The organism is Pelomonas cellulosilytica, from assembly GCF_021353265.1.
In the GTDB taxonomy this organism is placed as follows: domain Bacteria; phylum Pseudomonadota; class Gammaproteobacteria; order Burkholderiales; family Burkholderiaceae_C; genus Pelomonas; species Pelomonas cellulosilytica.
Genome location: NZ_JAJTWU010000004.1, coordinates 361,801 through 374,360, shown reverse-complemented (window position 1 = coordinate 374,360; position 12,560 = coordinate 361,801). Strand labels below are relative to the sequence as shown.

The following is a 12,560-nucleotide window of genomic DNA, read 5'->3' as shown; positions in this document are numbered from 1 at the left end:
GCGGCGCTCGGCGAGCATTGAGACCTCCGCGTCGTCCAGTCGATGTGCTCAGGTTTGATCTTCGGCGCAGGTGTCATCGCAACATGCCACAAACTTTGCCAACGGCTCCCTTGGGTTGGCTAGCGGAAGAGGAGGGCCCACATACAGCGGCACTGCCTTGCTCTGAAAACACGAGCACTCCAAAGGCTGCAGGTAGTAGCAGCGCCAGCGCTAGAAGCACGCCAGCGACTACTTTCCCCGTGTGGCCCTTACGCGCCGCATCGCGTAGCAGTAGCGTCACCAGATGAAAAAGGACCGTCACTCCAAGGGCGCTGAGCGCGGCGAAGCGTAGGCCAGACTCACCAAAGAGTAAGGCGATTGCGAGCAACAGCAGCTCGAACCCGTAGACCATGGGCAAGAGATGTCCGAACAAGCGCTGGCCAAGCGTTCCAGGTACGGCCACGACCATCGCGCCCTGCAGGACCATGCCCAGCCGAGCCGCCCAACGGGCCGCTGGCACGACAGACGGTGCGTCCGACAAGCTGACACCCTCCAGCACGCGGCCGGTGACAGTCACAGCTCGTGCCGCGTTGTGGAGCGTGCGATCCATGGGTGGCTGCGGGTCGAACGTCGGCTGTGTGCTGGCATATAAGCGCAGCTGGTCTGGATCAAGCAGGCCAGCCAGTGCTGCGGCGAGACGGTCGCGAGCGGCGCCTGGCTTCACCTTCAGCTCTGCCAGCAGACGGTTCAGCTTGTCCTGTGCGGTGATGCCGCCAACCTGTTTGAGCGCCGTAGCCAGCCAAGCTGTGAGTTCAACCGAGGCATTGCTCTTCAAGGTCTGGGTCAGGATGTGCCCGTGCGCTAGTCGGATGAGCTCTTCCCGCACCACTTGAGCATCTGCACTATCAGCCGGCAGGATCGACTGAATCAGACGCTCTGCGCCGTCCAAGCGGCCCCACATGATGTCGTTCCGACGCCAAGTCTCGTCCAAGAATGCGCCGAAGTGGGCCAAGCTCGTTCCTGCGAGCTTGGATTGGTCCGCGCGATACGCGCGCAAGGTGGTCGCGTCTTCTGGGCTAACTCGTATCACGTCGACATTGGCCGGTTCGCCGGTCCCGGTGTCGAAATAGAGCGTGTATCGGGTCTGGTCGAAGGAATCGAAGTTCAGGAACCATTCGCCAAGAAGCAGTCTTAGGCAGTGGGAGAGCTCGGCCTCAAGACTGCCCGCTACAAGCTTCTTGTCGCGAACAACGTGCAATCCAGCTTCGTGAGATGTGCCGGCCGCTCCTTCGGCGGCGGGCTTGCTGACCACTTCTAGCTTGGGTTGGCCGATGAGATTCCAAACTTGGGCCAGCAGCGGTTTGAAGCTGGCGCTATGCGTAGCGCCATCGTCAATGCGGGTGGCTTCCAAGGCCTTGCAAAGGGCGTCCCAAAGCATCAGCGGGCGCTGGCCTTGCGACATGGAACGATGCAGCCACTGCTGCACGCGATGCATGACGCTGTCTTGTAGGCTGTAGTTGCCGGGCCCTGACTGCAACCACTCCAGGTCTTGTGGGATGTCGACCCATTTCCCATCCATGTCGCGAACCTGGCGGTCCTCAGCCATCGAGCTGGGTGGCTGCCCGAGCAGCATGCCCAACACGTTCTCCATTTCGCGTAGAAGCTCGGCGTCCGCGCGTACGAACGGCCGAATGACAGAACCGTTCGTCCAGTCCCGTCGCGTGGCCATGCTGTCCCGATAGATTCGGCGCAGCTTGGATTTCAGCTCTCGCAGCTGCTTCAGCACCGCGTCTTGCACGTCGGGTCGCTTAGGCTGCAAAGGATCTAGCGGACCGAACACTCGAACGAGCTTCTTGGCCAGCAGTTCTTCGAGCTCTGAGCGAGGGTCATCCGGTCGACGGATCAAGCGCGTCATCTGGTCGACGCGACGCATCAGAAACGTCAGGCGGCGGAGCCGATAGTCAAGGTCGTGCTCTTGCAAGAAGGCGTTGATACTGCGGCGCTGGGGCTGGAGTTGCGGACTATCGAGCTGGGGGTTGTCTGTGAAGAGCCTCTCTCGCCAAGCTCGCACCACGGCGCGCAGGGCATAACCGCGGTCAGACTCACAGTCGACGCCGAAGGCAGAGGCCAGCTGTTGTGCCATCCAATCGCTGACCGCATAGACCCGCAGGCGTCGGTACGGTGCGAAACCTGGCCCGTAGTAGGTCAACATGTCGTCAAGCGACAGGTCCTTCCAGGCAGGAATCTTGCCGTCAGGCAAGGCGACGCGGGCGAACCCGTCACTCTGACGTTCAACATCCTCCTCCGCCAGTCGCGCGATGCGCTCCACGCGATCAATGCGGCGATTTCGCTTGAGGACGGTATTCAGGTCCTCGCGGATCGTCTCGTACTGTGGGATGCTGAGCAGGGCGGACAGTGCGTTCTGAACTGCGTTCGGAACGGGAGGGCGAGCGTCTTCTTCGGGCTGCAACGGCTCCGGACTTGGCTCGACGTAGATCAACTTGCGCTGCGCTGGCATGTCGCCAAAACGCTGGGACAGTGCCTCGGCGACGTAGCTGAACGGCTTGTTGTCGAGGTAGCCACCATCGCCAAACGGACGGCCGTCAACGCCGAGCGCGGTCAATCCATCAAAGTAGCCTTGCCATAGCTTTAGCTGGTCGCCGGTGACATTGGGACTCATCTCGCGCATGCGCTTGAGCGTCATCGGCTCGAAGGCGAACGGGAACGAGGAAGTGCAACGCGCTGCGAACGCCAGGAAAGGATGATTCGCCTGAGAGAAATCGAAGTCGCCAACAGCGGGCGAGCCCAGGGCATCTTTGATCTGGGATGGGTAGCTGAAATGAAAGCGCTGCTTGTGGCGCCTTTCATAGACCACCTTGTCAAACAGCCGCAGAGGAACAGGCGCCCCGCTGATGTCAGTGGTGGTCACGTAGAGGTCAAGCTCCTCAATCAATGGGGATCCCGCTTGGCCGTCACCGCTGCCTGGTGGCGGCACCATCTCTCCGAAAGCACTCAGCAGCTTCAGGTACATCCGATCGCTTGACAACAAGGACGCTGGAGGTCCCTGCGGTTTCAAGCCTGCTGGCAGGCCGTTCCAAGCTTCACGATCGTTGAGTAATGCGCCGATGTCTCCTTCGTCGACCCACAGCTTGCCCAGTGAATCGAAGCTCTGAGCCTTGGCAAGAGCCTTGGCCAGGAAGATGCCGTTGATGCCACCTGCCGATGTGCCCGCAATCACGTCGACCACGAACCGAGTGGTGCTGGCATCGACGCCCGAGCTCTGACTCACGTCCTGCCAAACGTCGTCTGACCGGTTCGGCCGCCCCTTAAGCAGCGCTGCGTAGCGGCTGACGAGTTGTGCGTCGCTCGCTAAGAGCGACAGCCGACGGTAGACCTCACGGGTGCTATCAACGGCATCGTTGTCGCCAGGTGAGCGGCGCCCATCGAGCGGCGTCGCGCATGCCAGCTCGAAGATTTCATTGCTCACGCCGTAGATGTAGATCGCCAGCGAAACGCCGCCGTACATGACGACGCCAAACCGCAGTTCCGCGTCGTATCCCGCCGGCAGGATGGTCGGCTTAGCCATAGATGTCTCTCCTCCCTAGCCATGCCTCGTCTCATAAGGCATATTCATAGCCTAGCTTTGAGCCGCTGATCTATGCAAGGACTGACCTTGCCCCTGTTGCCCGTAGTTCTTAGCAACCTTGTTACGCGGCGTCTTTGAGCTGCGCCGCGAGCCAGCTTTCCTCGAACTTCATTGGGCTGACGTAGCCCAGTGACGAGTGGAGTCGCCGGTCGTTGTAGAACGTCAGCCAGGCAATGACCTCGTCCATCGCCTGTCGTCGTGTGGCGAATTTTCTTCCATAGAGCCTGCCTACTTTCAGACTGCCCCACAGGCTTTCCGTCGGCGCGTTGTCCCAGCAATCGCCCTTGCGACTTATCGACGAGCGCATGCCGTAGCCGCTCAGCAGGCCACGGAATTCTCGACTGCAATACTGGCTGCCCCTATCGCTGTGCAGGATCAGTCCGGGCGCGGGTTGCCGTCTGAACCAAGCCATGCGCAGCGCGTCCGTGATCAGGCTGGTTTGCATGTGCGGCTGCATGCTCCAGCCCACGACCTGGCGACTGTGCAAGTCGAGGATCGCCGCCAGATACAGCCAGCCTTCAGCCGTCTCGATGTACGTGATGTCGCTTGTCCACTTCAGATTCGGCGCCTCGGCGGAGAAGTCCCGCTGCAGCAGATTTGGCGCCAGCGGCAGGCCGTGCTCGCTGTCTGTGGTCACGACAAACCTGCGTTTGCCTCTGGCACGGATGCCACTCGCTTCATCACCGGTCAGAGCCTGCTGGTCGACGGCGGATTCAACATCGCTGGCGTTCGGTGAAAAAAGCTCTACCTCAATATCAGAAATCAGACGAGCCCACACAGCGCTGATGCGTGCTCCAGGCGTTGTGGCGGGCGGATGGCGATGGGATGACGATGGGGGCTAGCGCAATACCGTTAACTTAGATGATGAACGATCCACCCGGCCGCCCCTTTGACCATGCCCTTCGCAAGCGCGTACGACCGGGCGGGGCGGCAATCATCGGCGCAGCAGCTTGCGGCGTGAAGTCGATGGGCACACGTCGCGGTGCGCCCCACTGAAACGCCATGTGCCGGGAGTTCCGGCGCTTGACCATGCGCGGTGAACTGCGGTTGATGGTCCGGCTGGCGCGCAAGGTGGCCGACACCTCAAGCAGCGCCTGGAACCACGACGCTCGCTTCCTCGTGCGCTGTGGGGGGGAAGGCCCCGGACAGGGGCTGCTGTTGGCGGATGAGTTGCACGTGTCCGACAAAGGACAAGTCTTCGTGCGGTATCCGGTGCCGGGCAGCACCCTGGTGCAGCAGCCAACGCACGGTGTAGTGCATCAACACCCAGCCGAAGAACTCCTGGCGCACAAGTTCCGGCGTTCGGCTGCGCAGCACTCTGCGGTTTTGCACCAGGTGCGTCTTCAATTCGTCGTAGATGGACTCCATCGCCCAGCGGCGGTGGTACAGCTCGGCCAGTTCCAGCAGCGGCGCCGCCGTGTCGTCCAGCAGCGTGGTCATCAGCCGGTAGTGGGGTTGGCTGTCGGGCATGTTGGGCAGGGTGTAGTCGATCACCCGCACCTTGATGGCCCGGACCTTGGCCTCGGCGGCGCTCACGCCAGTGGGCCGGATGGTGCTGAGGTAGCTGCCGTCGGCCAGCACCTTCTCCACCGGCAGATTGCGTGTGCTGCCGCAGCGCCAGAGCAACTGCGCGCCAGTGGCGCGGGCCTGCTCCCAGTGTTCGAAGCCGTTGAAACCTCGATCTGCCATGCACAGCATGCCCGGGCCCAAGCGGGCCAGCAGCGGCTGACACAGCGCCCACTCGCCGCTGCCGTACGGGCCCAGGTTGGCGCCCAGGATGGCGTGGGTGCCGCACTCGGCCAGCAGCACGCAACGCGCCTGCGGGTAGCCGGCCTGGCCTTGCCGCCCGCCGGGGCGACCGAACTCCTGCTCTATCGCCGGATCGTCCGCCAACTCGAAGGTGCTGCCATCGACCGCGACGAGCCGCAGGCCACGGTAGAAGCCTGCCGGGTGCACGGCCGGATCGGCCAGCGGCACGCAGCACCGTTCCACGAGGTCGGCCAACGGCTGGGCGCCGATGCGCGAGCGCAGCAAGCTGATAGCCACCTTGCTGACGCCCGCAGGTTGGGGCGCACCAGCCTCCCAGGCCAGGCCCTGCGAAACGGCCGAGAACACCGCCTCGTACGACGCCTCCGGGTACAGGCTGAGTGCCATCACGTAGTACACACCGGCCACTGCGGGGAACGCCCGAATGCGCCGGCTGTTGCGGCCATGGGCATCGAGCACCTCGTGGACGACTTCGGGCGGTACTACGCGGGCCATCAGGCTGGCGTTCAAGAAGTCCGCCAGCCTCGCGCCGGCACCCAATCCCGCCTTGGTTCTGGCCATGTATGGCTCCCATCGGAAGACGGGAAGCGATCATACGGCAATCGCGCTAAATTAACGGTATTGGGGGCTAGCGCGTCCCCGAAGTAGTGAACTATTGGCGTATTCCTAAGGCTGCCGGCGTCAGGAACGTCCTGCTTTAGAGAATGGGACATCGCGCAGACATAACATCGAAAACAAAGGGAGAAGAGTATGTCTATGCCAATCGCGCTTGCGCTGTTCGCCGCTGTACTTGTCGGGCTGACCGTCTGGTATTTCAGAAGGAAGCCGTCGAGGTCCGAACAGTCCTCATCTAGTGGCCTTGCCACCATCGGGTCGCAGTCGGCGAGGGAAGCGGCCACTGAGGACGCGCCGGCCAGGCTCGTGATCGGCAGCGACGCTTCCCATCCTGTCGTTGCCGTGGAGATGCTTGTCGACGTCACACGCTTCCAGCGGGCCGAGCCAGTTGATGCCAGCGACGTGGGCATAAGCCGGCTGTCGGCTCTACTTCAGGCGGTGCCGTCGGTTCTTACCGCTGGTGAAGCTAGCGGAAAGAGGTTGATGGAGGTTGTCGTCAACGGCAACCTGGCTCAGGCTGCTGATGGGAACGGCATGCGCGGCTTTGTTCTTGGGGCGCCAGGAATCAAGGAGCACGCCCGGCTGTTCGAAGCGGACAAACTCAAGCACATGATCAACGCTGCCGCCGTCTGGCAGATTGCGAGCGTGATCGTCGCCCAAAAGCATTTGGCCGACATCAATGCGAAGCTCACGGAGCTGGCCGACGCAGTGAAGGGGGTCTCGGAGTTCTTGGAGTTGGAACGGCGTAGTGTTCTGAGCGGAACCTTGGACTACCTGTCAACGGTCGCGAGGGCAGTTCAGGCCGGTGAGCTGCCGTCCGCTGTTCGCGGCCAGCTCGAGGCCTCAGAAGGTGAGCTCACGAAGGTTTTCCGTCACCTATACGCAGAGTACGGAAAGGTCGTCGGACAGGGCGTGGCAGACACCGACACCGTCGGTTCGCAGGCTGTGACTGAAGGCCTCGTTCGAAAGATGCAAAGGCTTGAGCGGATTGCGTCAGATATCGCGCTGTGCTTGCGCACACGCGCTGCCGCGTGGCACGTCCTATGCCTGTATCCCGGTGAACCTCAGCTGAAGAACGCAAGGCGCGACGCAATCTTGGCGCACGTTGAAGCCGCCCGCAGCCTGCCTGGTCAGCTGGATGCAGTGCTGGGGCAAGACCTTGAGCGCATCAAGTCGATGTGGAACAAGCAGGAGACCTTGGACGCTCGCAAGGGCGAAGTCCGCAGGGCTGCCACGAGCGCGAACCAGCTCGTCTATGACAAGACCGACGAGTGCCGCGACGCAGTAGCTCGGACGGACCAGTTGATGCTCGCCCAAAGTCAGCCGATGCGTCTACTCTTCGAGGTCGACGGATCGGAGATCGTCGGCGTTCGCCGTGAAGCACTGCCGTTGGCAGCCTAGTACCGGAGAGCCGACGTGGACGCTGTATTTACGCTTCCGTGGCCCGAACTGGTGGTCGCTGGACGGCTGCAGGAGCTGTTCCGCAAGAAGGACGGCTACTCGGTATTCATCCCGACGGCACGGCAGGAGAAGGGCGTGGACTTGGCCCTGCTTCGAAAGAGACCCGAGGGCGCATCGCGTGTGGCCACCATCCAAGTCAAAGCTTCACGTACCTACATTCCGAATCCGCCCGTCAGGCCCACGACGGAGCGCTTCAAGTACTACACCTGGTTTAACCGGTTTCTGGTGCCTGACGACGCCGACTTCTTCATGCTTGTAGGCTTCTATCCGCGCGATCTCGCCGACACGGACAGGGGCAAGACTCCAGAGAGGTACCGGGAGGTCATCCTCCTTCTTAACAACTCCGAGATGCGCGAAGTGATCAAAGGTTGTGTGACCGTCCGGGAGAGCAAGGAAGACCGCTATTTCGGCTTCGGATTCGACGATACGAGCAAGATCGTTCAGACCCGCGGGAAGCGGGGAGCAGACTTCACTCATACTCAGCTAAGTCATCGGAGGGAGCTGCTCGCCAGCTTCCTCGGCGAGCCAAGATAGTCGATTACGCCACCAAATTCTCAATGACGCCAAGGCCGTCGACCTCGATTCGAACGACGTCGCCAGGCTGCAGCCAGCGAGGTGGCTGCAGCCCCATGCCCACGCCCGCCGGAGTTCCCGTCGCGATGACGTCTCCCGGATAGAGCGTGATGCCGCGAGGGACCGTCTCAATGAGCGTTGGGAAATCAAAGATCATCTGCTCAGTCGCTCCGTCCTGGCGCAATTCGCCGTTGACACAGCAGCGAACTCGGGTATGTCGGCCGTCCAGCTCGTCGGCGCTGACGACCCAAGGCCCCATCGGACAGAAGGTGTCGAATGATTTGCCTAGGTCCCACTGGCTATGACGCATCTGGACGTCACGCGCAGTGACGTCATTGACGATGGTGTAGCCGAAGACGTGCTGCATCGCGTCCGCCTTGGCGATGTCCTTCCCACCTCGCCCTATAACGATTGCGAGCTCGGCCTCGTAGTCAATCTGTACGGAGATCTGAACCGCCCCCCAGGGCGGTTCAGTTCGTGGAAGGAAGACTAAGAATTCAAGCCCCTTGGCGCAGTTCTTTGGCGCGTCGGTTGGAAATCGCTGTGCGCAGGTGGCACTAGCGCTGGTGCGGGTTTCAAGGGCATAGCTCAACACTCTTTAGGAGTCTTGTCGCGGAGGAGCTTCTCGAGAGGGCCGCCAGCTCAAGACACCTCCCTGGCTCAAGACAGTTTCCGAGAGCTCAAGAGACTTTTCTTTCAAACCAAGGTCAGCCCAACATCTCGAACCGCTCGACCCGCCTTTCCGTGGCCAGCCATGGCGCCATCGCCGTGGCCACCAGCGGCTCCCGGTGGCCCCAGCCTTCGGGGTAGATCTCCATCCACGTCCAGCGGCCTTCTGAGTCGGGTTCGGGGCGTTGCAGCAGCTCGATGGGCGCCTCCACGCGGGCCTTGCGGAAGGCGGTGAGTGCGCCGTCGGCCTTGTCGGCCTCGACGCGGTAGTACACGTACAGCTGCACGCTCAAGCCTGCGCGGGGATCTGGTAGGGCAGGGCGCGCGGCTTCAGCGGCGCGCCATCGGCGGCGCCGAGGTGCAGCGTGCCGGCCTCCATCGCGGCCAGCTTGACCTCCGCGGCCACCAGCGTGCGGCCATCGCGCGTGCCGCTGCCGGCCACGACACCGGCGGGTTGCGACGGGTCGGCGCTGTGGAAGATCTCCTGGCCGATGGCGGCCGCGGCGTCGGTCTCGAACACCTGCAGACGGCGCTTCAGCGTGCCGCGATACTGGCTGCGAGCGACGACTTCCTGGCCGGGGTAGCAGCCCTTCTTGAAATTGACGCCGCCGAGCAGCTCGAAGTTGATCATCTGCGGCACGAAGGCCTCGACGGTCGCGCCGCGCACCCAGGCCATGCCGGCCTCGACCTCGGCGGCGGCCCAGTCCTCGGGCGAGGCGGTCGTGCCTTCTGGCGCGGGCGCGCTGGCCGGCTGCACGCGCAGTGCACGGCTGGTGCCGGCGGCGGGCAGCGCGATCTGCACGGCATCGCCGTCGCGGGCCAGCGTCCAGGCGTCGGCGGCCGGCGTACCCAGCAGCCCATAGACGGCAAATTCCGCGCTCGCGTCGTTGAGTTTGCATTTGGCGCGCAGCACGAACATCGACAGGCGTTTCAGCGTGGCGGCCAGCGTGTCCAACGGCAGGGCCAGCAGAATTTCGTCGTCGGCCTGCTTCCAGCCCACCATCGTGGCCAGCAGCCGGCCCTTGGCGGTGCAGAAACCGGCCAGCCGGGCGTGGCTGGCGTCCAGCAGCGAAAAGTCCTGGGTCAGCTGGCCATGCAGGAAGCTGGCGGCGTCGGCGCCTTGGGCGCTGATGACGCCCCAGTCGGCCAGGCGAAGTTGTGCGGTGGGTTGGGGGGCTTGCGACATGGCGGAATTATCATCGCCACCCCTTAAATGGAACCTGATCAGGGGCATGAAGTGGCTGTGGCGGGCGTTGCTCGCGTTGTTGTTGATCGCGGCCCTTGCCGCGGGTGCGGCGTGGCAGTGGCTGCGCAGCCCGTTGAGCCTGGCGGCACCGTCCGTCGAGCTGTCCGTCGAACCCGGCACCAACCCGGCCGATGTCGCGCGGCAATGGGTGGGCGCGGGCGTGCAGACCGATGCGCGCTTGCTTTACCAGTGGTTCAAGTGGTCCGGCCAGGCCAAGCAGATCCGCGCCGGCAGCTATGAAGTGCATGCCGGCGTCACGCCGCGCGAGCTGCTCGACAAGATGGTGCGCGGCGACCAGGTGCTGGAGCAGCTGCGCCTCATCGAAGGTTGGAACTGGCGGCAGGTCAGGGCGGCGCTGGCCGCCGCGCCGGCTTTGAAGGTAAAGACCGCAGCGATGAGCGATGCCGAAATCATGGCGGCGCTCGGCGCCCCGGGCGTGGCGCCGGAGGGACGTTTCTTCCCCGACACCTATGCGTACAGCCGAGGTGTCAGCGACCTGACCGTGCTCAAGCGCGCGCACGAGGCAATGATCAAGCGGCTGGCTGCTGCCTGGGCCAAGCGGGCTGCCGACCTGCCGCTGAAGTCGCCCGACGAGGCGCTGATCCTGGCCTCGATCGTCGAGAAGGAGACCGGCACGCCGGCCGACCGCAGCCGCGTCGCGGCCGTGTTCGTCAACCGGCTGCGCGTGGGCATGCCGTTGCAGACCGACCCGACCGTCATCTACGGTCTCGGCGAGTCGTTCGACGGCAACCTGCGCAAGCGCGACTTGCTGGCCGACACGCCGTTCAACTCCTACACCCGCGGCGGCCTGCCGCCGACGCCGATCGCGATGCCGGGCGCCGCGTCGCTGCAGGCGGCGTTGAACCCGGCGCCGGTCAAGTCGCTGTACTTCGTGTCGCGCGGCGATGGCAGCAGCGAATTCAGCGACGACCTCACCGCGCACAATCGCGCGGTCAACAAATACCAGCGCGGCGGCAAGTGACGGGGCGATTCATTTCATTCGAGGGCATCGATGGTGCCGGCAAGTCCACGCACATCCAGGCGGTGGCCGACTGGTTCCGCGCGCGCGGGGACGACGTTCAGCTCAGCCGCGAGCCGGGCGGCACGCCGCTCGCTGAATCGTTGCGCAGCCTGGTGTTGAACGAGCCCATGGGCTCGCTGACGGAGCTGCTGCTGATGTTCGCCGGCCGGCGCGACCACGTGGAGACTGTCATCCGTCCGGCTCTGGCCGCCGGCCGGACGCTGCTGTGCGATCGTTTCACCGATGCCAGCTTCGCCTACCAGGGCGGCGGCCGCGGCCTGCCGCTGCCGGTGCTGGAGACGCTGGCTGACTGGGTGCAGGAAGACACCGAGCCGGAGCTGACGCTGTGGTTCGACCTGCCGTCCGCACAGGCCGCCGCGCGCCGCGCCGGTGCCCGCGAAGCGGACCGCATCGAGCAGCAGGACCTGGACTTCTTCGACCGCGTGCGCGGCGCCTATGCCGCCCGCGCCGCGCAGGCGCCGCAGCGCATCGTGCGCATCGATGCCAGCGGCTCCGTGGACGAGGTGGGCGCGCAGGTGCTGGCCGTGCTGCGCCAGCGTTACTCGTCATGAACGCCGACCTGCCCTGGCTGCAACAGCCGCTGGCCGACGCGCTGGTCCGCGCCCGCTCCCATGCACTGCTGGTGCAGGGGCCGGCCGGCGTCGGCCAGCTGGAGCTGGCCGTCAAGCTCGCGCAAAGCTGGCTGTGCGAGGACCGCGCCGAGGGGCAGCCCGCCTGTGGTCACTGCGCCAGCTGCAAGCTCTTCGCCAGCGGCACGCACCCTGACTTCCAGCTGCTGCTGCCAGAGGCGCTCGACGCGGCGGCGCGCGAGTCGCTTGGCCTGCCGTTCGAGGAGCCCGACGCGCCCAAGGCCGGCAAGGCCAAGCCAAGCCGGGAGATCAAGGTCGAGGCCGTGCGCAACCTGCTGGCCTTCGCCCAGGCCACGTCGGCCCGCGGCCGGGCCAAGGTCGTCGTCATCTTCCCGGCCGAGGCGCTCAACGGCGTGGCGGCTAATGCGCTGCTGAAGACGCTGGAGGAGCCGTCCGGCCTCTTGCGTTTCGTGCTGGCCAGTCACGACGGGGCGAGCCTGCTGCCGACCATCCGCAGCCGCTGCCAGCCGCTGCCGCTGGCGCTGCCCGAGCGCGAGGCTGCGCTGCAGTGGCTCGCGACCCAGGGCGTCAAGGAGCCCGAAGGCCTGCTGGACGCCACCGGCGGCCGGCCGCAGCAGGCGCTTTCCTGGGCCGAGGCCGGGTTGACCGATGCGGCCTGGCAGGCGCTGCCCAAGCGCGTCGCCCGCGGCGAGGTGCAGGCGCTGGCCGACTGGGCGCCGCCGCGCGCCATTGATGCGCTGCAGCGCCTGTGCCACGATCTCGTCCGTCGCGCGCATGGCCAGCCAGGGCAGTTCTTCGCGACCGCCTCCCTGCCTTCGCCCAAGCGGCCCGCGCCGCTGCTGGCCTGGGACGCCGAGCTGCGCCGGGCGGCCCGGCACGCGGACCATCCGCTGAACGCCAGCTTATGGATCGAGTCGCTGGTGGCGCAGGCGCAGGCAGCCGTCACGGCCTCGCTGCGCGCCGCGTGAACGA

At 64.6% G+C, this 12,560-nt stretch carries 9 protein-coding genes and 2 pseudogenes; 5 read left to right on the top strand and 6 right to left on the bottom strand.

Annotated elements, in window-relative coordinates; genetic code table 11:
• Positions 1 to 73: 73 nt before the first annotated feature.
• The 3 genes and pseudogenes from LXT13_RS12540 to LXT13_RS12530 form a co-directional block, all read right to left on the bottom strand.
• The gene (locus LXT13_RS12540) at positions 74 to 3,565 is read right to left on the bottom strand and encodes a patatin-like protein (protein WP_233372263.1); all 3,492 of its coding nucleotides are present in this window, start codon (positions 3,563 to 3,565) and stop codon (positions 74 to 76) included.
• A gap of 121 nt (positions 3,566 to 3,686) precedes the next feature.
• Positions 3,687 to 4,295, bottom strand: a pseudogene (locus tag LXT13_RS12535) (IS3 family transposase); the annotation flags it as partial.
• 413 nt (positions 4,296 to 4,708) lie between these two features.
• Positions 4,709 to 5,953, bottom strand: coding sequence for an IS4 family transposase (locus tag LXT13_RS12530; protein ID WP_233372262.1), 1,245 nt, complete (start codon positions 5,951 to 5,953; stop codon positions 4,709 to 4,711).
• Between the two features lie 189 nt (positions 5,954 to 6,142).
• Between LXT13_RS12530 and LXT13_RS12525 the strand changes: the two genes are divergently transcribed.
• Positions 6,143 to 7,408 (top strand): hypothetical protein, encoded by a 1,266-nt coding sequence (locus LXT13_RS12525; protein WP_233372261.1) that lies wholly within the window; start codon positions 6,143 to 6,145, stop codon positions 7,406 to 7,408.
• 15 nt (positions 7,409 to 7,423) lie between these two features.
• Positions 7,424 to 8,002: a hypothetical protein gene (locus LXT13_RS12520; protein WP_233372260.1), complete on the top strand. Its 579-nt coding sequence runs from the start codon at positions 7,424 to 7,426 to the stop codon at positions 8,000 to 8,002.
• Positions 8,003 to 8,006: 4 nt separating this feature from the next.
• Here LXT13_RS12520 and LXT13_RS12515 read toward each other — a convergent pair.
• From LXT13_RS12515 to ygfZ, 3 genes and pseudogenes are all read right to left on the bottom strand, one after another.
• Positions 8,007 to 8,492, bottom strand: a pseudogene (locus LXT13_RS12515) (fumarylacetoacetate hydrolase family protein); the annotation flags it as partial.
• Positions 8,493 to 8,748: 256 nt separating this feature from the next.
• On the bottom strand, positions 8,749 to 8,997 hold the full coding sequence (locus LXT13_RS12510; RefSeq protein WP_233372259.1) for a DUF4936 family protein: 249 nt from the start codon (positions 8,995 to 8,997) through the stop codon (positions 8,749 to 8,751).
• Between the two features lie 2 nt (positions 8,998 to 8,999).
• Positions 9,000 to 9,896 (bottom strand): CAF17-like 4Fe-4S cluster assembly/insertion protein YgfZ, encoded by an 897-nt coding sequence (ygfZ, locus tag LXT13_RS12505; protein WP_233372258.1) that lies wholly within the window; start codon positions 9,894 to 9,896, stop codon positions 9,000 to 9,002.
• A gap of 46 nt (positions 9,897 to 9,942) precedes the next feature.
• Here ygfZ and mltG point away from each other — a divergent pair, with 46 nt between their 5' ends.
• Genes mltG through holB form a run of 3 tightly spaced genes read left to right on the top strand, consistent with a single transcriptional unit; the run spans position 9,943 to position 12,556 of the window.
• Entirely contained in the window at positions 9,943 to 10,938 is a 996-nt protein-coding gene (gene mltG, locus LXT13_RS12500) for an endolytic transglycosylase MltG (RefSeq protein ID WP_233372257.1), read from the top strand.
• Entirely contained in the window at positions 10,935 to 11,549 is a 615-nt protein-coding gene (gene tmk, locus LXT13_RS12495) for a dTMP kinase (protein WP_233372256.1), read from the top strand. Before mltG ends, tmk begins: the two co-directional genes overlap by 4 nt.
• Positions 11,546 to 12,556 carry a DNA polymerase III subunit delta' gene (gene holB / locus LXT13_RS12490; RefSeq protein WP_233372255.1) on the top strand — a complete coding sequence of 337 codons (1,011 nt, stop codon included), beginning with the start codon at positions 11,546 to 11,548 and terminating at the stop codon, positions 12,554 to 12,556. The genes tmk and holB overlap by 4 nt, the downstream gene beginning before the upstream one ends.
• Positions 12,557 to 12,560: the final 4 nt, after the last annotated feature.

Bases quoted from the DNA above. Each gene is read 5' to 3' on its own strand.
- LXT13_RS12540 (WP_233372263.1), bottom strand. From the start codon at position 3,565: ATGGCTAAGCCGACCATCCTGCCGGCGGGATACGACGCGGAACTGCGG.
- LXT13_RS12530 (WP_233372262.1), bottom strand. From the start codon at position 5,953: ATGGCCAGAACCAAGGCGGGATTGGGTGCCGGCGCGAGGCTGGCGGAC.
- LXT13_RS12525 (WP_233372261.1), top strand. From the start codon at position 6,143: ATGTCTATGCCAATCGCGCTTGCGCTGTTCGCCGCTGTACTTGTCGGG.
- ygfZ (WP_233372258.1), bottom strand. From the start codon at position 9,896: ATGTCGCAAGCCCCCCAACCCACCGCACAACTTCGCCTGGCCGACTGG.
- mltG (WP_233372257.1), top strand. From the start codon at position 9,943: ATGAAGTGGCTGTGGCGGGCGTTGCTCGCGTTGTTGTTGATCGCGGCC.
- holB (WP_233372255.1), top strand. From the start codon at position 11,546: ATGAACGCCGACCTGCCCTGGCTGCAACAGCCGCTGGCCGACGCGCTG.